We start from the raw sequence: 18,799 nt of genomic DNA, 5'->3' as shown, positions 1-18,799 counted from the left end.
GACCGAACGCTCAGTCAGATTCCCTAAGAAGAAGCAGGCGAAGAACGCAGAGGGTCGTATGACTCTCGGCGAGCACCTGCTTGAGCTGCGGAAGCGACTCTTCATCGCGGCCATCGCCATCGTTGTCGGCATGGTCATCGGGTTTCTCCTCTCAAACATCGTCATCGAGCTGATGTCCGCTCCGATCGAGGAGATCGCGGAGACGAAGAACGCGAGCCTGAACTTCGACACTGTGACAAGCGGCTTCGATCTTCATATGAAGGTCGCATTGACGATTGGCTTCGTCATCTCTGCACCGGTGTGGCTCTATCAGATCTGGGCGTTCCTGGTCCCAGGACTCAAGCGCAACGAAGTCAGATACATCCTCGGCTTCATCCTCACCGCGATTCCGCTGTTCTTCGCGGGGTGCTTCGCCGGCTGGATCGTCATGCCGCACATCGTCGAGCTCATGGCCAGATTCACGCCGCAGGATGCCTCCAACCTCTACCAAGCCGGCTACTACTACGACTTCATTCTGAAGCTGGTCCTCGCAGTGGGAATCGCATTCGTGCTGCCGGTCTTCCTCGTGCTGTTGAACTTCGTCGGAGTGCTCTCCGCGAAAGCAATCATCAAGGGCTGGCGAGTGGCGCTTCTCGTGATCATGCTCTTCTGCGCCATCGCCACACCGGCTGCTGATGTGATCTCGATGTTCCTGCTGGCCGTACCGATGATCATCCTCTACTTCGCCGCGTATGTTGTGGCCTACTTCAACGACCGCCGTCGCGCCAAGCGAGCGGCGAAACTGGAGGAAGAATACCGTTCGTGATTGACGCCTCCGCACCCCGCGAACCAACCTCGGCTGCGTTTGCCGATTTCGCGGGCACCGTGGACTTCGCACTAGACAGCTTTCAGCGCGCCGCCTGCGCATCGATCGACGACGATCACAGTGTTCTGGTAGCGGCGCCAACCGGCGCCGGAAAGACGATCGTGGCAGAGTACGCCATCTTCGCCGCAATGCGTGAGGCGAACGCCAAGGTGTTCTATACGGCGCCGATGAAAGCGCTGAGCAATCAGAAGTTCACAGAGCTGACAGAGCGATATGGCTCGGATGCCGTCGGGCTGCTCACCGGCGACACAAACATCAACCCGCGAGCACGCATCGTCGTCATGACGACCGAAGTGCTGCGCAACATGCTGTATGCCGAGTCAGATCTCCTGCACAATCTGGCGTTCGTGATCATGGATGAGGTTCACTACCTCGCCGATCGTTTCCGTGGCGCCGTCTGGGAAGAGGTGATCATCCATCTTCCCCGGCAGGTGCGCATGGTGGCGTTGAGCGCGACAGTCTCCAATGCGGAGGAGTTCGGGGACTGGTTGCAGTCGGTACGCGGTGACACCGAGGTGATCGTCTCCGAGACCCGCCCCATTCCGCTCGATCAGCACGTTCTCATCCAGGGGTCACTCGTCGAGCTCTTCGCACACGGCAAGGGTGGGGCACCGAGACGAGACGTCAATCCCGAAGTCATTCGTCTCGCCAAGCACGGTGGCCGTGCGCCGCTGAGCAAACGAGAGCGGGCGTCCCGCGCACGCACAGCCCCTCGCATGCGTCGCACTCGTCGCGACCAGGTTGCGAAGCTCCTTGACGACCATCAGCTGCTGCCCGCCATCTACTTCATCTTCAGCCGAGCGGGCTGCGATGCCGCAGTCGAACAGGTGCTGAGGTCGGGACTCCGCCTCACGGACAAAGCCGAGCGCCGAGAGATTCGGGAGTTCGCGGAGGAAAAGTGCCGCGGCATTCCGGACAAGGACCGCGCGGTCCTCGGTTATTTCTCGTGGCTCGACGGCTTGCAGAGAGGCGTTGCCGCTCACCACGCGGGAATGCTTCCTGTCTTCAAAGAGGTGGTCGAGGAGCTCTTCCGCAGGCGCCTGCTGCGGATCGTGTTCGCCACGGAGACGCTCGCGCTCGGCATCAACATGCCCGCTCGCACAGTGGTTCTCGAGAAGCTCGAGAAGTTCAACGGTGAATCACGCGTCCGCATCACACCGGGGGAGTACACCCAGCTGACCGGTCGTGCGGGTCGACGTGGCATCGATGTTGAGGGACACGCTGTCATCCTGTGGCATGAAGGGCTGCAACCCGCGGAGGTCGGCTCTCTCGCGTCGAAGCGGAGCTACCCGCTCACATCCAGCTTCCGACCGACGTACAACATGGCGGTCAACCTCATTGCACAGTTCGGGCGCGAGCGAACGCGCGAAATCCTCGAATCGTCGTTTGCGCAGTTCCAGGCGGATCGTGCGGTGCTCGAGCTCGCTCGAACGGTGCGAAAACAGGAGGAGTCTCTCGAGGGCTATGCCGAGGCACTCGAGTGCAATCGCGGAGACTTCATGGAGTACTCCAAGCTGCGACGCGAACTCACTGACCTCGAGCGGAAGAGCGGCAAGGCGCATTCGATGCCCCGGGGCGCTCGTGAGAAGCGCCAGGCGCGCATCGCGGCGCTGCAGCGCCACCTTCGGCAGCATCCCTGTCACCAATGCCCGGATCGTGAGGAGCACGCTCGCTGGGCAGAGCGCTGGTGGCGACTCCGACGTGAGACTGACCAGTTGAAGCGCCGCATTCGTTCGCGAACGAGCGCGGTCGCCGCAGTCTTCGATCGGGTGACGGACGTCCTCGCATCCCTCGATTACGTCGAGTACTCGGAAGACGGCGAACCTCATGTGACCCCGGCAGGGGAGACGCTCTCTCGCGTCTACGGGGAACGTGACCTTCTCGTCGCCGAGTGCCTTCGCCACGGGCTGTGGCGTGACCTCGACGCCCCCTCGCTCGCCGCACTCGTCAGCTGTCTCGTATTCGAACCGCGGAACGACACTCAGGAGTACGCTCAGCAGTACCTGCCTCGAGGCGAGTTCAGGCGAGCGTTCACTGAGACGATGCGCGTCTGGGAAGTCCTCGACGACGCGGAGGAACGCCACCGACTCTCGCAGTCGGAGCCTCCGTCAACCGGTCTTGCACCCGCGATCTACATGTGGGCGCGCGGCGAGGAGCTCGATCGCGTCCTGGTCGAAGCGGACCTCGCCGCGGGTGATTACGTGCGGTGGTGCAGACAGATCATCGATCTTCTGGATCAGGTCTCCGGAGTGGCCGAGTCACGTGTCGCAGAGACCGCAAGAAAGGCGATTGAAGCGATCCGGCGTGACATCGTGGGCTACGCCTCCGTCTGATTCACAGAGTCGACGACATAGGCTGGACGTCGTGCCCCGATCCCCACTGACCCCGTCTCGTGCTGGAAGACCCGTCGTTTCCCTCGTACCGGCGCTCGTCCTCGCAGCAGCATCCGGCCCCGTCATAGACGCCGGTTTTCCGGACAAGAACGTCTGGCCGCTCGCCCTCGTGGGTGCAGGCATCGTGCTGCTCACCCTCATCGGGCGCAGAATCGGAACCTCGTTTCTCGTCGGGTTCATCGCCGGGCTCTCGTTCTACCTCACGCACATCTTCTGGGCCACGCTCTACCTTGGTCCGATACCGTGGCTTGCACTCTCTGTCGTCGAATCGCTCTTCTTCGCGGCCGGAAGCGTGCTCATCACGCTCGCGTATCGATGGATTCCGCGAGTATGGACGTCGACAGCGGCATCCTTCGCTCTTCTCCCGGTCACAGTCGCTGCGCTCTGGACGCTGCGTGAGGCGATTGCAAGCGTGTGGCCGTACGGGGGCTTCGCTTGGGGTCGACTTTCCCTGAGCCAGTCGGAAAGCCCCTTCGCCGGCCTCGTATCGTGGCTCGGGCTATCAGGGCTGAGTTTCGTGCTTGTGCTCATCGTGGCGGTCACACTTCAGGTTCTGCTCTCACCCAAGGCGCTCACGGTGACGGGGCTCGCTGTCCCGGTCGGTCTCATCGCTTCCGTGCTCATCGTGCCCACGTGGTCGACCCAGCAGTTCGGCGGTCTCACCATCGCCGCTGTGCAGGGCAACGGAAAGGCGGGCTACTTCGACGAACGGGAACCCGGAGATATTCTGATCTCGCAGCTCGAAGCGTCGAAGGAGCTTGTCGGAAAGAACGTCGATCTTGTGGTCTGGCCCGAGAACGGCACCGATCTCGACCCGACTCGCGACACGAACGCAGCGGTGGCGCTGAATCTTCTGAGCAAGAGCCTCGGCAACGTTCCGATTCTCACGGGAACCATCACCAAGCGCGACGGCGAGTACTTCAACTCGTCGCTGCTTCTCCACGACGGCATGGTTCTCGACTACTACGACAAGGTGCACCCGGTCCCGTTCGGCGAATATGTGCCTGACCGAGAGTTCTGGGAGCCGTTCGCACCGGACCTCATCGGGCTGATCCAGCGCGACTATACGCCGGGTACGAGGGATGCCGTCATGGACATCAACGGCGCTATCGCCGGCATCTCGATCTGCTTCGACATCGTCGATGACGGTCTCGTACGTGACACGGTTGATCGCGGGGCCCAGATCATCATCGCCCAGACGAACAACGCGGACTTCGGTCAGACCGACGAGAACCAGCAGCAGCTCGCGATCGCCCGAATGCGCGCCATCGAATCAGGACGCGCACTCGTGAACATATCGACGGTGGGGGAGAGCCAGATGATCGGCCCGGACGGGGCGACGATCTCCAGCATCCCCTCATATGAGCCGGGACACCTGCTCGAGACGATGCCGCTCATGCGGGGAACGACGCCGGCGATCCTGCTCGGTGCACAGATCGAATTCCTGATCTGCGGGTTCGGCCTGGGAACACTTGTGGCCGCCGGCACAGGTGCCAGGCGGCCACGTAGACGTTCGTAGGTCAGGCGCTCTTCTGCTCACCGCGACGCGCGCGGAGGTAGTCAAGACGCTCCTGCAGCAGCACCTCGAGTTCGTCGCGTGTGCGACGCTCAAGCAGCATGTCCCAGTGCGATCGCGGAGCCTTCGCGTCCGAGTGATCCACGGTGACGGTCTCTGTGCCGACAAGGAGCAGTGCCTCCGCCCCGCATGCCTTGCATTCCCACGTGTCCGGCGCTTCCGCGTCCGCAGCGAACGTGAGAGTGGTCTCCTTCTTGCATTCTGTGCACTGGTATGTGCGCTGAACCCGTTCGGAAAAAATGACGCCCTCTTCGCTCTGCAAGCTCTGGGCGCCGAGGCGCATTCCGCGCAAACTGCGATCTGCCATTGTGTGGTCTCCTTCTCGCCGCTTCCTCTTGTATAAACCAACAAGCTGGACAAATGCTTCCAGCGGAGGCGAGAAATCTTTATTCAATCGGATGCATTTTTACGATGCCCGAGCACACCTCGAGCGATATCGCAGCGGTCCGTGACGATACCGTCGACACCCCAGTCGCGAAGGCGAAGCATGTCGCCTGGCTCATTGACAGTCCACACGTGCACTTCGACCCCTGCGGCGTGGAAGAGACGGACCATCCGAGGCGAAACCAGCCGGAAACCGCGTTTCCGCTCCGGAATCTGCACGGCGGGTATTCCTGAGAACACAGCTGCCGCGCGTCGCGGGTGCCCCAAGTACAGCCAGGGGAGTGCGGCGATGATCAGGTCCGACGAGGCGCTCGTCGCGACACCGGGCAGCAGCTCGACAGCATCCCGCCTCGTACTCTCATTGAAAGACGTGACCAGAACACGGTCGACTGCGTTGGCCGAGAGAATAGCGCCGGCCGCAGGTGCCGCGGCTGCACCTGCCTTCACATCGATGTTGAAGCGAACATCTGGAAAGGCCGTGAGCGCATCATCCAGTGTCGCGAGATGCTCGCCGTCACCCAGATCATGCTGTTTGAGAGCATCCCAGGTCTCGTCCGCAATGACGATCCGGCTCTCCTCGGAGACAATGACTGCGTCATGGTGGAGAACAGGCACACCGTCCCGAGTGACATGGACGTCGGTTTCGACGTAGTCGGCTCCGGCTGCCACCGCAGCGCTGAAGGCAGACAGTGTGTTCTCAGGCACGCCGAGGGCCAGACCGCGGTGCGCGAAGACGCGTATGCCGGGCTGTGGGTCGAGATATCGGGATGCCACAGTCACCTGTCCACGGTCTCTGCATCGTGACCGCGATACCACTCCATCGCATGACCTTTCTTCGGCAGCGCCGATCGGCGCGTCCTCATCCGAATCTATCAGCGCTCATGCCGCGGCTTGGTAGTCTCGTGGAGTACGTGCGGCGCTGCCGCGTCCGACCGTGAAGGAGTCCCACCCGTGTCCAACCCCCTCCAGCCTGGTTCACTCACTGGCAAGCGCGTCCTTGTCACCGGCTCCAGCCGCGGTGTCGGCGCGGATACGGTGCGGTACTTTGCCGAAGCCGGAGCACGGGTCGCCATCAACTTCCGCAATAAAGAGGCACGCGCAGTCAAGCTTGCGAACAGCATCATCGAGGCAGGGGGATCCGCGATCACCGTCGGCGCAGATCTGACAGACGCGGACTCCGTTGTGGCGATGTTCGAGACGATCAAGAGCGAGTTCGGCGGTCTGGACATTCTCGTGCTCAACGCGTCAGGCGGCATGGAGTCGGGTGTCGCCGAGGACTATGCCATGGTCTTGAACCGCGACGCTCAGGTGAGTGCACTCAACGACGCACTGCCCCTGCTCGGCGAAGGCTCGCGCGTCGTCTTCGTGACGAGTCACCAGGCACACTTCATTCGAACGACGCCCACGATGCCGGAGTACGAGCCCGTCGCAAAGTCAAAGCGCGCGGGGGAGGACGCCCTTCGCGAGCGCATCCCTGAGCTCGAGAAGGCGGGCATCGGTTTCGTTGTCGTCTCCGGCGACATGATCGAGGGCACGATCACTGCGACGCTTCTCAATCGCATGAACCCGGGCGCTATCGAAGAGCGCAAGAAGGCCGCAGGCAAGCTCTACAACGTAGCGGAGTTCGCCGCAGAGGTCGCGTCGGCCGCTGTCGAGCCGGTACCGGGCGACAACACCCGGCTTGTCGGCGACGTTTCGGACTTCACTCCAGAGTCCTGACAGCCATCGAACACACATGACGGGCGGCCGAAGAGCCGCCCGTCATGTTTCTCTGCCTATTATCCTGCGGTCACGGGCTTGTCGCGGCCGCGTGCGAACACGATCCCCTCAAGTGTCTGAGAGATGCCGCCCACAATCAGCATGACGGCGGCGAAGATCAGCATCACGCCGGCCGCGAAAAGGGGCGAAATGACGACGAAGACCCCTCCGACAATGCTCAGGACGCCGTAGACGATTGCGAGCCATTTCAGCGAGCCCTTGGGCAGTGAGGTCAGCGCTGCCACACCCTCGAAGATCCACACGATTCCGACAAGCGTCGCGAGCACGCTGATTCCAAGACCGGGGTTGATCATGACGATGATTCCGGCGATCACCAGAAGCACGCTGAGCACGACAACGAGCGCTTTCTGTCCCGCCGAAGTGGAATGGGCGGAGAAAGCGAGAACCGCGCGGATGATTCCGCTCACGATGAAGAAGATTCCGAACGCCCAGTTGACCAGCAGCAGGGTCACACCTGGCCACGCCCAGATGAGAATCCCAAGCAGAACTGCCACGAGACCACCCACGATGAGCGCTGCCCGAACCCCTCGGATCTGCTTGGGGGAGAGCATCGTATGATCAATGACCCACTTCGCTGACGTCTTAGACACCGCATCTCCTTCGTGATCTGCCCGCCGCCGTTGCACGCGGGCCGGACCGTCATTGTTCTCTCAATGTACCGCTGGGGACAGAGCCTGACGAGGGTCAGGGGCCGTAACAATTCCCAGACTCACGTTATGTCAAGTAAAAGCAATTATCACGCCGTTTATTGCGGACCCGTGACGTGGCGCCGGTTGAGTCTGGATAGCACCAGAGGCCCCAACATCAGCTGAAGCGCAGCAGACAGGTGCTTGACGAGACCACGAACGAGTCACATACACCAACGAAGTCGTCTGCGTCGGCGCGGAGATCACAGACGATGAACTCAGCGCAGCCTGTCAGCAGCTGCGGCCCAGGACAAAAGCTTGAACGCGACATGTCGCTTGAAGTAAGGATGCCGCATACAGAACTCAGCGCAAGGATTCACAACCTTCGACTCGATTCGAACCACACGCGAGTTGCGGTCACTCGGGACACCACATCCACGGCGAGAGCGATTCGCGAGCAGCGGCACACGAAATCAATGTGCATCGCACCGTCTTCCCAAACTCAGGGTTAAGCCGATAATGCACATTATGTCAGTTAAACGGGAACGACGCCTCTCCCTCATAGAACACATCCCGGAAGAACGCAGTTCGAGACAGCAAATTACGGCACGCTCACGCCGAGCTGATACGCGCGCCTGACGCGATTCGCCTGAAGAGCCAGAGACCAAGCGCTGCAGTAAGTACGACAAGCACGGCGCAGCCGAGCCACGCGACGTCATATGCCGACACGACAACGGCATGCCCTTCCGCTTCCTCGCTGCGATCGTGCACAAGCCATGTCACGCGGACGGCCCCCGCAACGAGTGCGGCAAGCATCAGCGGTGTAACCGTAGCTACAACCTTGTCCACGCGTCTCCAGGCCGGAGATTGCCACATCATCACGATGCCGATGATCCATCCGAGAACCGGAAGAACAAGTCCCCCGATTCCAACCACGACAGCCGCCGCTCGTGCAAATCCTTCGCTCGCACAGAGGCTGCCCTCGCGGTGATCCTGTGTTTTATCAGCCGGTCGCGAAGACCCTTGCTCCCCCACGGCTACTCCCCTCCCCATTGAGGCTTGCGCCTGGCGACGACAACACCGTCAGCCTTTCCTGATAACTTACTGTGTGCCTCCATAGCGGTCAATCAGTTGCCACGCCCGGAGAACCGCCGTCCGGCACATATGCTTGAATCCATGCTTCCGGTCGACCTGCACACAGCGCAGCTCTCGCTCTCTTGCCCGACCAACGCTGATGCAGACGCGATCTATCACGCCTGCCAGGACGCGGAGATCCAAGAGCGCATCCCCGTCCCCGTCCCTTATACACGCGACAGCGCAGCACAGTTCATCGAATACTGTCGCGATGGCTGGGTCTCCGGAGACCATCTTGCGTGGGCAATGTTCCCCCTCGCCTCACACGAGCTTGTGGGGATGATCAGCCTCGACCCCATACACAATGGGCAAGGTCGAATCGGGTTCTGGCTCGCACCGGATGCCCGTAGGCAGGGTTTCCTCTCGGAATCGGTACACGCCGTCGCCGACTTCGCGTTCGAGAGTCTCGGATTGGTGCGCCTTGAGTGGAATGCAATTGCTGGAAACCTGCGCTCCGCACGCGCGGCGCAACGAAACGGCTTCCATTTCGAAGGCGTTCGTCGAAACGGAACTCGCGATCGGAGCGGCTGGGCGAATGAATGGCTCGGCAGCCTTCTCCCGACAGACGATCGCTCGCCTGTCAGTTGGCCGATTCTGACAGAGTCAGCTGATAGGTCTTGAGCGCAGAAGCTCACCGCGCGCGATCGAGAGCCGTTCGGTGAAGTCGCCGGGTGTCGGAGCAGGCAGAGCATCGACCGAGAACCATCCGAGATTTTCGCTTTCCTTACTTACGACCAGCGGCTCGGACGGATCCGCCACGGCAGCGAAGCCCACGTCGCGGTGCACACGACACGCACCGAACGCAGCCGCGAGACTGTGCCGGTGCACGTCGACAGGGCCATGCCGAAGCAGATGGATGCTGGTGAGTCCAGTCTCCTCTCGAGCTTCGCGCAGCGCTGCGTCAGCCACCGCAATGTCGCCTTCTTCGATATGCCCGCCGACTTGAACCCAGAACTGCGCCTTTCTATGGAAGCACAGCAGAACCTGTGAAAGGTCGGCGGAGAACACGAACATACTCGCCGTGAGGTGTTCCGCTCCCCCTCGTGTAAGCGCCGTGGAACCGCGCTCATCGATGAAGTCTACGTAGTCAGACGCAAGGGCGCGCTGAGCCCGCGATGCGGGTCGCCAACGAGCGAGGTCGTCTCGCAGACGGACATGCCGCCCCCGCGCGCTCGCTCTCATTCGACCAGGCTACAGGTTGTGAAATAGATATCTCACCGACGCCCCTGCCGTTTCTCTGCACGTTCTCGAGCCGCCTCCGTCGGCATCCCCAACTCGTTGAGCGGCGACGTGTCAGTCTCGACAGGCTGCGGACGCACCGGACATTTCAGAACCGGGTTATCTGTCGTGCGGTCGATAGAGTGTCGCTCCATCTCGTGCCCGCAGATCGGGCACGAATCCGTCGGCTCGTACTCTCGAACGTCGTCATACGGCCCGATGTTCGCAGGGCCGATAACCGGAACCAGCTTCTCATCCACCCACCGAAAGAATCGGCCGTAGCGGCCATTCTCGGGGGCCTGCTCTGTAGGGACCATGCTCCCAGTCTAGCCAGTTTTGACAATTTGGCTAGAGTCGTGCTATTAAGCGAGCGTCGTCTTCGCGAGCAGGTTCAAGCTGGCGTTCCATCCGGCAACACGCACTTGCTGCTCGGCCGTCGAGGCGAATCCTGATTCGCTGATCTCCACGGTCGTCCCACCGACTGGATCATCGAGCAGCCGGATATCGACCTCATGCGTGCGATCGTCTCCTGTCCAGCGGAGAGTGTACGTAATGCGCTCCGAGGGCACGACGGCTAAAATCTGGCCTCCCATGGATGCGGGACCGGTGCTCACCTTCCACCGAGTTCCAACGTCCGGAGTGAACTGCACGTCAGTCTCAGGCTGGGAATCCCAGAACCATTGACGAATGTACTTCGGTTCTGTCAGAAGAGCCCACACGTCTCCCCTGGGTCGCGCGATATCGCGGATGATTCCTCCGAGCTGGCCTGTATCAGCCCGATCGATCATGGCAGCTTCCTCCTGCAGTTACTTCTCGCCAAAACCAGACTCGATCAACTCTGCCAGTTCTTCGATCGCTTTTCCTGCTTCTGGTCCCTCTGCGGCCAAATCGGCGTCTTTCCCTTTCACGAGACCCAGCGACATGATCCCGAGAAGACTCTTCGCGTCGACACCGTTCACCGTCACGCGTGCGTCGTACCCACTCGCCTTCTTCACAAAGTCCGCTGCGGGTCTGGCGTGAAGTCCATCGCGGTTGATCAGCGTGACGGTGCGTTGAATCACGCCTTCTGGACCGTCTGGTCCAGAAGAATCTAGAGGCTCTGACGACACTGGGCTACTCAGTCCACCTTGGCCCGCATGCGACGCGGCGCTCAATACCGCGTTAAGGTCGCCTCCGGTTTCAGCAGCGACGGCGCCCGCAACAGCACCTTCCACGATCGGAGCATCAGCGAGCGCCACACGTTCCCGCTGTTCGTCGTCGAGAAAGTCGAGCGCAGTCTCGGCCGTCAGCACAGCCGACCCCAGGTCACAGAGAATCACAGCGCCGTCGCCCGAGTCCGCCTTCGCGATAGCCTCCGACACTTTCTCGAAGCTCGTCCCAATCCCATCGCTCTCAGTTCCCCCCGCGGGCACCAACTCCACATTGGGCGCCATCTGGGCGGCGAGTTCAGCGGTTCCCTCAGCGATCTTTGAGCTATGAGACACGAGCACCAGGCCGACGGTCATGACACACCCTTCACGGCATCTGCGGCCGCCCGCAGGATCAATGCGGTCGATTGAGCTCCTGGGTCACGGTGGCCCACCGCTCGCTCCCCGAGGTAGCTGGCGCGTCCCTTACGCGCGACCAATTCGTCTGTGTCCGCTGCGCCTTTCTCTGCGGCGTCAGCTGCCGCGGAGAGCACCTCTGCTGGCGATCTCCCTGCCTCTGCCGCCGCTGCCGCTGCATCGACGGCAGGCGACCACGCATCCACCATCGTCTTGTCCCCGACCTCTGCCTTTCCGCGTAGAACGATTCCGTCGCGCGCAGCCGTCAGAAGCGAAACGAGGTCCTGCGCTTCGAGCTCCACTTTGTCTTTGACAGCGCCGGCCGCCTTCAGAAACGCAGTTCCGTAGAGCGGACCAGCAGCACCGCCGACAGTTGAGATCAAGGCCGACGCCGCCGCCTTCAGCAGATCAGACGGGGTCGCATCGTCGCCGAGGTCTGCGAGCTTCGCTGCAACCGCTTGGAAACCACGGTCCATGTTCTCGCCGTGATCCCCGTCTCCGATCTCACGATCAAGCCGGATCAGCTCAGTCCGATTGGCAGCGATAACTTCCGTGCTGTCCCGCAGCCAAGCGCGCGCCCATGCGGCATTAACCATCGTCTCCTCCTTGACTTCGACCATCGACGGTCATTCTCTGCTCAACGACCCCAGCGGAGCGCAGCGGTCTGCACCGGTGCATCCCAAAGCTCTGTGAGCTCGGGATCCAGCTTCAACACTGAGATCGACGCCCCCTGCATCTCCAGAGAGGTCGTGTAGTCACCGACGAGCTGTCGCACGACATTCACACCGCGCTTCTCCAGCACAGCGACCGCGTGCCGGTAGACGATGTAGAGCTCACTCAGCGGAGTGCCGCCCATGCCGTTCACCAGAAGCAGCACGTCGTCACCTGATTCGAATGGCCGATCCGCGAGGATCGGCTCGAGCAGGCGATCGACGATTGCGTCCGCGGATTCGAGGGCGATCTTCTCCCTCCCGGGCTCACCGTGTATGCCGATGCCGATCTCAATCTCGTCCTCGGCGAGCTCGAAGCTCGGCTCCCCCGCGTGTGGAACGACGCACGGCGTGAGCGCCACTCCCATGCTGCGCACGTTCGAGTTCACACGACGAGCAACGTCGGCGACCGCATCCAGTGAATCGCCACGCTCCGCAGCCGCGCCAGCGATCTTCTCCACTAGGACTGTTCCCGCGACCCCGCGCCGGCCCGCCGTATAGAGGGAGTCTTGAACCGCTACATCATCGTCAGTCACCACCGACGCGACAGTGATCCCCTCAGCTTCGGCCAGATCGGCGGCAGTCTCGAAGTTCAGCACGTCGCCCGTGTAGTTCTTGACGATGTGCAGCACGCCAGCGCCGGAATCGACCGCTTTCGTCGCCTCGACGATCGGGTCTGGGGTCGGAGATGTGAACACTGCGCCTGGTACCGCAGCATCGAGCATCCCAAAACCGACGAAGCCCGCGTGAAGCGGCTCATGTCCGCTGCCGCCGCCGCTGACGATGCCTACCTTTCCGGAGACAGGCGCATCGGTACGTACGACGAATGTCGGGTCGAATTCCGCCCGCACGATATCGGAATGTGCGAGAGCGAAGCCCGCGACGGACTCGGCTACGACGTCTTTCGGATCATTGATGAGTTTCTTCATTGGAACTCTCCTTCAGCAAGGAACGGGGCGAATGGGGCCGTTACCTACTCAAACTACGCTGTCGGCGCAGGTTCGGGTAGACCCTTCAGGAACGGCGTGAGGATGCCGCGATCCACGCGTCGAGCTTCTCACTGGCGGCCCCAGAATCGACCACCCTCGTCGCAATCTCGAGCTGCTCGGCAAACCGATCGACCATCTTGCGCTCAGCCTGCGCGGGATCCTCTTCGAGTCGGTACGCAACCATGCCCGCCGCTGCGTTGAGCAGCACGATATCTCTGACCGGCCCTTTCTCCCCCGCCAGCACCCCACGCAGAACTCCGGCGTTGTACTGGGCGTCTCCGCCAAGAAGGTCCTCGATGGATGCCGTGGCGATCCCGAGGTCTCTCGGGTCAAGATCGTGCTCGGTCACGAGTCCGCGTGACACCTCCCAGATGTGGGAGTGGCCGGTGGTTGTAAGCTCGTCAAGACCATCATCGCCCCGGAAGACGAGCGCGGTCGCGCCACGAGTCTGGAACACCCCTACGATCAGAGGAACACGGTCTAACTGCGCGACTCCGACTGCCGAAGCCTCCGGACGCGCCGGGTTGCAGAGCGGCCCCAGGTAGTTGAAGACGGTCGGGACGCCGAGGTCTCCACGGGCACGTCCTGCGTGCCGGAACCCGGGATGAAACGCGGATGCGAACGCGAACGTGATGCCGGCATCCTCCAGCACTCCGGCGACGTCATCGGGCGAGAGCGTCAGATCAATGCCCAGTTCAGCGAACACGTCGCTCGATCCCGACTTGCTGCTCGCCGCCTTGTTCCCGTGCTTGATCACGGGAATTCCGGATGCCGCGATGATGATCGACGCCGTCGATGAGATGTTGACTGTGCCGAACCTATCTCCCCCGGTGCCGACGATGTCCAGAGCCATGGAGTTCGCGGGCAGTGGCAGCGCCTCGGCAAGGATTGCGTCGCGGAATCCCACGATCTCGTCGACCGTCTCGCCCTTCGCGCGAAGCGCCACAACGAACGCCGCAATCTGGGCGTCAGAAGCCTGACCGGTCATGATCTGCTGCATCGCCCATGTCGCCTCAGACACGCTGAGATCCTCTCCGTTGAGAAGCTGGGTCAGAATGAAGGGCCACGTCAGTTGATCGGTCATGCGCCGATCCTATCGGCGACACTCCCTCTGAAGAATTCGAAGCTCTTTAACTGGTGATCCCAAGCCGAATTTGAAGTCTCTCCGACATCGTGCGGCTCGTCGTGTGAAAAATCCGGTGAAATATCGGCCATAATGGAACTGTGACGAGCACCTCATTGAACTATGCCCCTGGCGCAACGGCATTGAAGCGTCCGAACTCCGTGATGGTCGGCACCATCGTGTGGCTCGGTAGTGAAGTGATGTTCTTCGCAGGACTCTTCGCGATCTACTTCACGTTGCGCTCCACCTCCCCTGTCCTCTGGGAAAGCCAGACGGAGATCCTCAACGTTCCCTTCGCGACGGTCAACACGCTGATCCTCGTGTCTTCCTCGTTCAGCTGCCAGTTCGGCGTGTTCGCAGCGGAGCGCATGCAGTCGCGTGCGACCGGCTGGAAGCCGACCCAGTGGGGAATGGTCGAGTGGTTCTTCCTGACCTACGCACTTGGCGCGATCTTCGTCGCTGGTCAGATCTGGGAGTACGCGACCCTCGTGAGCGAAGGCGTTACCTTTGCCTCCAGCGCATATGGCTCAGCTTTCTACCTCACCACCGGCTTCCACGGTCTCCACGTCACCGGCGGTCTCATCGCCTTCCTCCTGGTGATCGGGCGTGCCTACGCTGTCAAGTCTTTCGGTCACAAGGAATCCACGACGGCGATCGTTGTGTCGTACTACTGGCACTTCGTCGACATTGTGTGGATCGCACTCTTCCTCGTCATTTACGTTCTCAGATAGATTTCGGAGCAGACAGCACGTATGTCACGTTCACGCATGTCCCCAGCGGCGAAGGTCTCCAAGAAGGGGCGTCGTCACCCCCTTGCCAACGTCGCCCTCATCGCCGTCGGTCTTCTGTTCTCCGGAGGCGCGTACGCTGCGTTCAGCTCCGCCACCGCGTCTGCTGACGAACCGACAGCGGTCGCTTCATCACAGGAGCAGATCGAAGAAGGCGGCAAGCTCTTCGCCGCAAACTGCGCCACATGCCACGGCATGAATCTCGAGGGCACCGAAGCCGGTCCCTCGCTGATCGGCGTCGGCGCGGCTGCTGTCGACTTCCAGGTCGGCACTGGCCGGATGCCGCTGCAGATGCAGGGCCCCCAGGCACGCGTCAAGCCCAAGCAGTTCTCCGACTCCGATACCGCCGCCCTGGCCGCATATGTCGCGTCCTACGCTCCTGGCCCGGCCATCCCTGACGAGAAGTACCTCGACGCTCAGGGCAACGCTGCGAACGGCGCCGAGCTGTTCCGCATCAACTGCGCCATGTGTCACAACGTCGCTGGCGCTGGTGGCGCCCTCACCGAGGGTAAGTTCGCCCCCGCCCTCACCGGGGTTGAGCCTGCCCACATCTACGAGGCGATGATCACCGGTCCGCAGAACATGCCTGTGTTCAACGATGCGAACCTCTCCCCTGAGGACAAGCGCGACATCATCACGGCTCTGAAGTACATCGAGAACACGCCTTCCGTCGGTGGCTATGAGCTCGGCTCGCTCGGGCCGGTCGCTGAAGGTCTGTTCATCTGGATCTTCGGCCTCGGCGCCATCGTCGCAATCACCGTGTGGATCACAGCGAAGTCCAACTGAGACTCGCCTGACCTCACATAACAGAATCTGTAAGAAGGAGCAGAATGGCACAGGACGGCAACAGCGGCAAGGAACTCGCCGCTGAAGACTCGTCAGCCCACATTGCGGCGCCTGGCGCGTCTGTCGGCACAGCTGTCGTCAGCAACGACGCGGTCAAGAATCCGGGTCTCCCGCCGCACCGCAAGCGCGTCACCGACCTCGATCCGAAGAAGGAGAAGCGCGCAGAACGCACCGTCTACACGCTCTTCTATCTGTCGATCGTCGGCAGCGTGTGGGCCGTAGCCGCGTACATGGCGTTCCCGATCAATCCGGCTGACCCGATGTCCGTTCGGCTGAACAACCTCTTCATCGGTCTGGGTATTGCTCTCGCCCTGCTTGCGCTCGGAATCGGAGCGGTTCACTGGGGCAAGGCACTCATGGCCGATCACGAGACGATCGACGAGCGCCATCCTGTCCGCGGCACGGACGAGACGCGCGCGAAGGCCGTCGAAATCTTCGACACTGCGAACAAGGAGTCCGGTTTCGGACGGCGCACCCTGGTTCGCAACACGCTGATCGGCGCTCTCATCGCTTTCCCGCTCCCCGCGGTTGCACTCTTCCGTGGACTTGCGCCTGAGGGTGAGGGAACTGAGCCGGTTGCTCTCCTTAAGCAGACGATGTGGGAGAAGGGCAAGCGACTCACCCGCGACCCGGACGGCGCCCCAATCAAGGCCGCCGACGTCACGTACGGTTCTGCATTCCACGTGATCCCCGAGGGTCTCTCGGAGATGAGCCACAGCGACGGAATGCTCGACGAGAAGGCCAAGGCCATCGTCCTGCTCATGCGCCTTCAGCCCGACCAGCTCAAGGAGCGCGAGGACCGGAAGACCTGGTCCTACGATGGGATCGTCGCCTACTCAAAGGTATGCACCCACGTCGGATGCCCCGTTGCGCTCTACGAGCAGCGTACTCACCACCTGCTGTGCCCCTGCCACCAGTCGCAGTTCGACGTCACAAACCACTGTGCCGTCATCTTCGGGCCGGCCGCACGTCCTCTTCCGCAGCTCCCCATCACGGTTGACGACGAGGGATACCTCGTCGCGCAGAGTGACTTCACCGAGCCTGTCGGACCGAGCTTCTGGGAGCGTCATTGAGCACCACGACAACGCAATCGTCCTCGTCTGCCCCGGCGAAGTCCGGAGGCTTCACAGCCGCAGCAGCCAACTACATCGACGAGCGCACCAGCATTTCAGCCGCCGTCAAGGAATTCGGGCGCAAGGTCTTCCCTGACCACTGGTCGTTCCTCCTCGGTGAGGTCGCGCTTTACAGCTTCGTCGTCATCCTCCTTTCCGGGTCGTTCCTGACGTTCTTCTTCCAGGCGTCGATGGCTCCGGTCGAGTACGATGGCTCGTTCGTCCCGCTGAAGGGCGTCGAGATGTCGGCGGCGATGGCGTCGACCCTCGACATCTCGTTCGACATCCGCGGTGGTCTTCTGATGCGTCAGATTCACCACTGGGCAGCGCTGCTTTTCGTCGCCTCCATCGGCCTGCACATGCTCCGCATCTTCTTTACAGGAGCATTCCGCAAGCCGCGTGAGCTGAACTGGGTGATCGGCTTCGTCCTCTTCATCCTCGCGATGGCTGAGGGCTTCACCGGCTACTCGCTGCCTGACGACCTCCTTTCGGGTAACGGTCTCCGAATCATCGACGGAATGATCAAGGGCCTTCCTCTCATTGGAACCTGGACGTCCTACCTTCTCTTCGGAGGCGAATTCCCCGGTGATCAGATCGTCGGACGCCTGTACACGTTGCACATTCTGCTGCTCCCAGCGATCGTCGTTCTGTTCATCGCACTTCACCTGATGTTCGTCGTGATCCACAAGCACACGCAGTACCCTGGACCGGGAAAGACCCAGCGCAACGTCGTCGGCTTCCCCGTCCTTCCGGTATATGCCGCTAAGGCCGGTGGCTTCTTCTTCATCGTCTTCGGTGTTATCGCCCTGATCGGCTCGCTGTTCAGCATCAACGCGATCTGGAACTACGGTCCGTACGACCCGTCGCCGGTCTCGGCCGGTACCCAGCCTGACTGGTACATCGGATTCGCAGACGGCGCCCTGCGTCTGGTTCCTCCGCACCTCGAGTTCGTCTGGTTGAACCACACCTGGTCGTTCAACATCATCCTGCCGGTTCTCGTGCTCGGCCTCTTCATCGTGGCTGTGCTGATCTACCCCTTCATCGAGGCGTGGATCACTGGTGACCAGCGAGAGCACCACATCCTGGACCGCCCTCGTAACGCGCCTACTCGCACTGCGATCGGCGCAGCGGGAGTCACCTTCTACGCGGCTCTCTGGGCTGCGGCCAGCTCTGACCTCATGGCCACTCACTTCCAGCTCACAATGGAAGGCGTCATCCATGCTCTCCAGTTCATGCTGGTCGTCGGTCCGTTCATCGCCTACTTCGTGACGAAGCGCATCTGCATCGCACTTCAGAAGAAGGACCGCGAGATCGCTCTCCACGGCTACGAGTCCGGTCGCATCGTTCGTCTCCCTGGAGGCGAGTACATCGAGGTGCACCAGCCGCTCGACGAGTACGAGCTCTGGAAGCTCGTCAGCCACGACAGCTACAAGCCGCTCATGATCCGCCCGAACTCTCGCGGCAAGATCACCGCTGGCCAGCGCTTCCGCGCCGCGCTGTCACGCTGGTTCTTCGAGGACCGCATCGCGCCGGTCTCGCAGAAGGAACTCGACCAGTCGCACGATCAGCACTGATCCACGACTAGGCACGAAGGCCTCCGCTTCCGATGGAAGCGGAGGCCTTCCTCGTCCCTGCGGTTTTGCGCTGAGCTGCCAGCGAGCCGCTGGGGTTCTCCGTTCAGAGCTCTCCCCGTGTGCTCCCCTCGCAGCAGC

20 protein-coding genes are annotated in these 18,799 nt (G+C 61.7%); 9 read left to right on the top strand and 11 right to left on the bottom strand.

What is annotated here, in order from left to right:
* Positions 1–58 precede the first annotated feature (58 nt).
* From tatC to lnt, 3 genes are read left to right on the top strand one after another with little or no spacing between them, the layout of a single operon-like run.
* The gene (gene tatC / locus ACSAGD_RS06150; RefSeq protein WP_437585124.1) at positions 59–805 is read left to right on the top strand and encodes a twin-arginine translocase subunit TatC; all 747 of its coding nucleotides are present in this window, start codon (positions 59–61) and stop codon (positions 803–805) included.
* A complete protein-coding gene (locus tag ACSAGD_RS06145; RefSeq protein ID WP_437584836.1) occupies positions 802–3,198 on the top strand; it encodes a DEAD/DEAH box helicase in 2,397 nt (798 codons plus the stop codon). Before tatC ends, ACSAGD_RS06145 begins: the two co-directional genes overlap by 4 nt.
* Before the next feature lie 31 nt (positions 3,199–3,229).
* Positions 3,230–4,777, top strand: coding sequence for an apolipoprotein N-acyltransferase (gene lnt, locus ACSAGD_RS06140; RefSeq protein ID WP_437584835.1), 1,548 nt, complete (start codon positions 3,230–3,232; stop codon positions 4,775–4,777).
* A 1-nt stretch (position 4,778) separates the two neighbouring features.
* Here lnt and ACSAGD_RS06135 read toward each other — a convergent pair whose 3' ends face one another.
* Both ACSAGD_RS06135 and ACSAGD_RS06130 read right to left on the bottom strand, forming a co-directional pair.
* The gene (locus ACSAGD_RS06135) at positions 4,779–5,141 is read right to left on the bottom strand and encodes an RNA polymerase-binding protein RbpA (protein ID WP_437584834.1); all 363 of its coding nucleotides are present in this window, start codon (positions 5,139–5,141) and stop codon (positions 4,779–4,781) included.
* An 83-nt stretch (positions 5,142–5,224) separates the two neighbouring features.
* Positions 5,225–5,998 carry a glycerophosphodiester phosphodiesterase family protein gene (locus ACSAGD_RS06130; RefSeq protein ID WP_437584833.1) on the bottom strand — a complete coding sequence of 258 codons (774 nt, stop codon included), beginning with the start codon at positions 5,996–5,998 and terminating at the stop codon, positions 5,225–5,227.
* A gap of 171 nt (positions 5,999–6,169) precedes the next feature.
* Between ACSAGD_RS06130 and ACSAGD_RS06125 the strand changes: the two genes are divergently transcribed.
* Positions 6,170–6,937 carry an SDR family oxidoreductase gene (locus ACSAGD_RS06125; RefSeq protein ID WP_437584832.1) on the top strand — a complete coding sequence of 256 codons (768 nt, stop codon included), beginning with the start codon at positions 6,170–6,172 and terminating at the stop codon, positions 6,935–6,937.
* A gap of 59 nt (positions 6,938–6,996) precedes the next feature.
* Here the strand turns inward: ACSAGD_RS06125 and ACSAGD_RS06120 are convergent, their stop codons facing one another.
* Together ACSAGD_RS06120 and ACSAGD_RS06115 are read right to left on the bottom strand one after the other, a co-directional pair.
* Positions 6,997–7,587: an HdeD family acid-resistance protein gene (locus tag ACSAGD_RS06120; RefSeq protein ID WP_437584831.1), complete on the bottom strand. Its 591-nt coding sequence runs from the start codon at positions 7,585–7,587 to the stop codon at positions 6,997–6,999.
* Positions 7,588–8,235: 648 nt separating this feature from the next.
* Positions 8,236–8,559, bottom strand: coding sequence for a hypothetical protein (locus tag ACSAGD_RS06115; RefSeq protein ID WP_437584830.1), 324 nt, complete (start codon positions 8,557–8,559; stop codon positions 8,236–8,238).
* A gap of 240 nt (positions 8,560–8,799) precedes the next feature.
* Between ACSAGD_RS06115 and ACSAGD_RS06110 the strand changes: the two genes are divergently transcribed.
* Positions 8,800–9,378: a GNAT family N-acetyltransferase gene (locus tag ACSAGD_RS06110; protein ID WP_437584829.1), complete on the top strand. Its 579-nt coding sequence runs from the start codon at positions 8,800–8,802 to the stop codon at positions 9,376–9,378.
* Here the strand turns inward: ACSAGD_RS06110 and ACSAGD_RS06105 are convergent.
* The 7 genes from ACSAGD_RS06105 to trpD form a co-directional block, all read right to left on the bottom strand.
* On the bottom strand, positions 9,361–9,771 hold the full coding sequence (locus tag ACSAGD_RS06105; RefSeq protein WP_437585123.1) for an NUDIX hydrolase: 411 nt from the start codon (positions 9,769–9,771) through the stop codon (positions 9,361–9,363). The two genes, ACSAGD_RS06110 and ACSAGD_RS06105, sit on opposite strands and share 18 nt — an antisense overlap.
* Positions 9,772–9,971: 200 nt before the next feature.
* Positions 9,972–10,292 (bottom strand): hypothetical protein, encoded by a 321-nt coding sequence (locus ACSAGD_RS06100; protein WP_437584828.1) that lies wholly within the window; start codon positions 10,290–10,292, stop codon positions 9,972–9,974.
* Positions 10,293–10,337: 45 nt separating this feature from the next.
* Entirely contained in the window at positions 10,338–10,763 is a 426-nt protein-coding gene (locus tag ACSAGD_RS06095; RefSeq protein ID WP_437584827.1) for an SRPBCC family protein, read from the bottom strand.
* An 18-nt stretch (positions 10,764–10,781) separates the two neighbouring features.
* Positions 10,782–11,480 carry a dihydroxyacetone kinase phosphoryl donor subunit DhaM gene (gene dhaM / locus ACSAGD_RS06090; protein WP_437584826.1) on the bottom strand — a complete coding sequence of 233 codons (699 nt, stop codon included), beginning with the start codon at positions 11,478–11,480 and terminating at the stop codon, positions 10,782–10,784.
* Positions 11,477–12,139 (bottom strand): dihydroxyacetone kinase subunit DhaL, encoded by a 663-nt coding sequence (gene dhaL / locus ACSAGD_RS06085; protein ID WP_437584825.1) that lies wholly within the window; start codon positions 12,137–12,139, stop codon positions 11,477–11,479. Before dhaL ends, dhaM begins: the two co-directional genes overlap by 4 nt.
* Before the next feature lie 17 nt (positions 12,140–12,156).
* A complete protein-coding gene (dhaK, locus tag ACSAGD_RS06080; protein WP_437584824.1) occupies positions 12,157–13,158 on the bottom strand; it encodes a dihydroxyacetone kinase subunit DhaK in 1,002 nt (333 codons plus the stop codon).
* A gap of 85 nt (positions 13,159–13,243) precedes the next feature.
* Entirely contained in the window at positions 13,244–14,302 is a 1,059-nt protein-coding gene (gene trpD / locus ACSAGD_RS06075) for an anthranilate phosphoribosyltransferase (protein WP_437584823.1), read from the bottom strand.
* A 203-nt stretch (positions 14,303–14,505) separates the two neighbouring features.
* On the opposite strand from trpD, the gene ctaE reads away from it, so the two are divergent.
* From ctaE to qcrB, 4 genes are read left to right on the top strand one after another with little or no spacing between them, the layout of a single operon-like run.
* Positions 14,506–15,072 carry an aa3-type cytochrome oxidase subunit III gene (gene ctaE, locus ACSAGD_RS06070; protein WP_437585122.1) on the top strand — a complete coding sequence of 189 codons (567 nt, stop codon included), beginning with the start codon at positions 14,506–14,508 and terminating at the stop codon, positions 15,070–15,072.
* 36 nt (positions 15,073–15,108) lie between these two features.
* A complete protein-coding gene (gene qcrC / locus ACSAGD_RS06065) occupies positions 15,109–15,915 on the top strand; it encodes a cytochrome bc1 complex diheme cytochrome c subunit (RefSeq protein WP_437585121.1) in 807 nt (268 codons plus the stop codon).
* A 44-nt stretch (positions 15,916–15,959) separates the two neighbouring features.
* The gene (qcrA, locus tag ACSAGD_RS06060; RefSeq protein WP_437584822.1) at positions 15,960–17,048 is read left to right on the top strand and encodes a cytochrome bc1 complex Rieske iron-sulfur subunit; all 1,089 of its coding nucleotides are present in this window, start codon (positions 15,960–15,962) and stop codon (positions 17,046–17,048) included.
* Positions 17,045–18,661 carry a cytochrome bc1 complex cytochrome b subunit gene (gene qcrB / locus ACSAGD_RS06055; RefSeq protein ID WP_437584821.1) on the top strand — a complete coding sequence of 539 codons (1,617 nt, stop codon included), beginning with the start codon at positions 17,045–17,047 and terminating at the stop codon, positions 18,659–18,661. The genes qcrA and qcrB overlap by 4 nt, the downstream gene beginning before the upstream one ends.
* Positions 18,662–18,799: the final 138 nt, after the last annotated feature.

The organism is Paramicrobacterium salitolerans, assembly GCF_051513965.1.
GTDB lineage: Bacteria > Actinomycetota > Actinomycetes > Actinomycetales > Microbacteriaceae > Paramicrobacterium.
The sequence above is the reverse complement of the archived record's forward strand: the minus strand, read 5'-3'. Positions and strand labels throughout refer to the sequence as shown.

Bases quoted from the DNA above. Each gene is read 5' to 3' on its own strand.
- qcrC (WP_437585121.1), top strand. From the start codon at position 15,109: ATGTCCCCAGCGGCGAAGGTCTCCAAGAAGGGGCGTCGTCACCCCCTT.
- dhaL (WP_437584825.1), bottom strand. From the start codon at position 12,139: ATGGTCGAAGTCAAGGAGGAGACGATGGTTAATGCCGCATGGGCGCGC.
- tatC (WP_437585124.1), top strand. From the start codon at position 59: ATGACTCTCGGCGAGCACCTGCTTGAGCTGCGGAAGCGACTCTTCATC.
- ACSAGD_RS06100 (WP_437584828.1), bottom strand. From the start codon at position 10,292: ATGGTCCCTACAGAGCAGGCCCCCGAGAATGGCCGCTACGGCCGATTC.
- qcrA (WP_437584822.1), top strand. From the start codon at position 15,960: ATGGCACAGGACGGCAACAGCGGCAAGGAACTCGCCGCTGAAGACTCG.
- ACSAGD_RS06105 (WP_437585123.1), bottom strand. From the start codon at position 9,771: ATGTTCGTGTTCTCCGCCGACCTTTCACAGGTTCTGCTGTGCTTCCAT.
- ACSAGD_RS06095 (WP_437584827.1), bottom strand. From the start codon at position 10,763: ATGATCGATCGGGCTGATACAGGCCAGCTCGGAGGAATCATCCGCGAT.
- ctaE (WP_437585122.1), top strand. From the start codon at position 14,506: ATGGTCGGCACCATCGTGTGGCTCGGTAGTGAAGTGATGTTCTTCGCA.
- dhaM (WP_437584826.1), bottom strand. From the start codon at position 11,480: ATGACCGTCGGCCTGGTGCTCGTGTCTCATAGCTCAAAGATCGCTGAG.
- trpD (WP_437584823.1), bottom strand. From the start codon at position 14,302: ATGACCGATCAACTGACGTGGCCCTTCATTCTGACCCAGCTTCTCAAC.
- ACSAGD_RS06135 (WP_437584834.1), bottom strand. From the start codon at position 5,141: ATGGCAGATCGCAGTTTGCGCGGAATGCGCCTCGGCGCCCAGAGCTTG.
- dhaK (WP_437584824.1), bottom strand. From the start codon at position 13,158: ATGAAGAAACTCATCAATGATCCGAAAGACGTCGTAGCCGAGTCCGTC.
- ACSAGD_RS06110 (WP_437584829.1), top strand. From the start codon at position 8,800: ATGCTTCCGGTCGACCTGCACACAGCGCAGCTCTCGCTCTCTTGCCCG.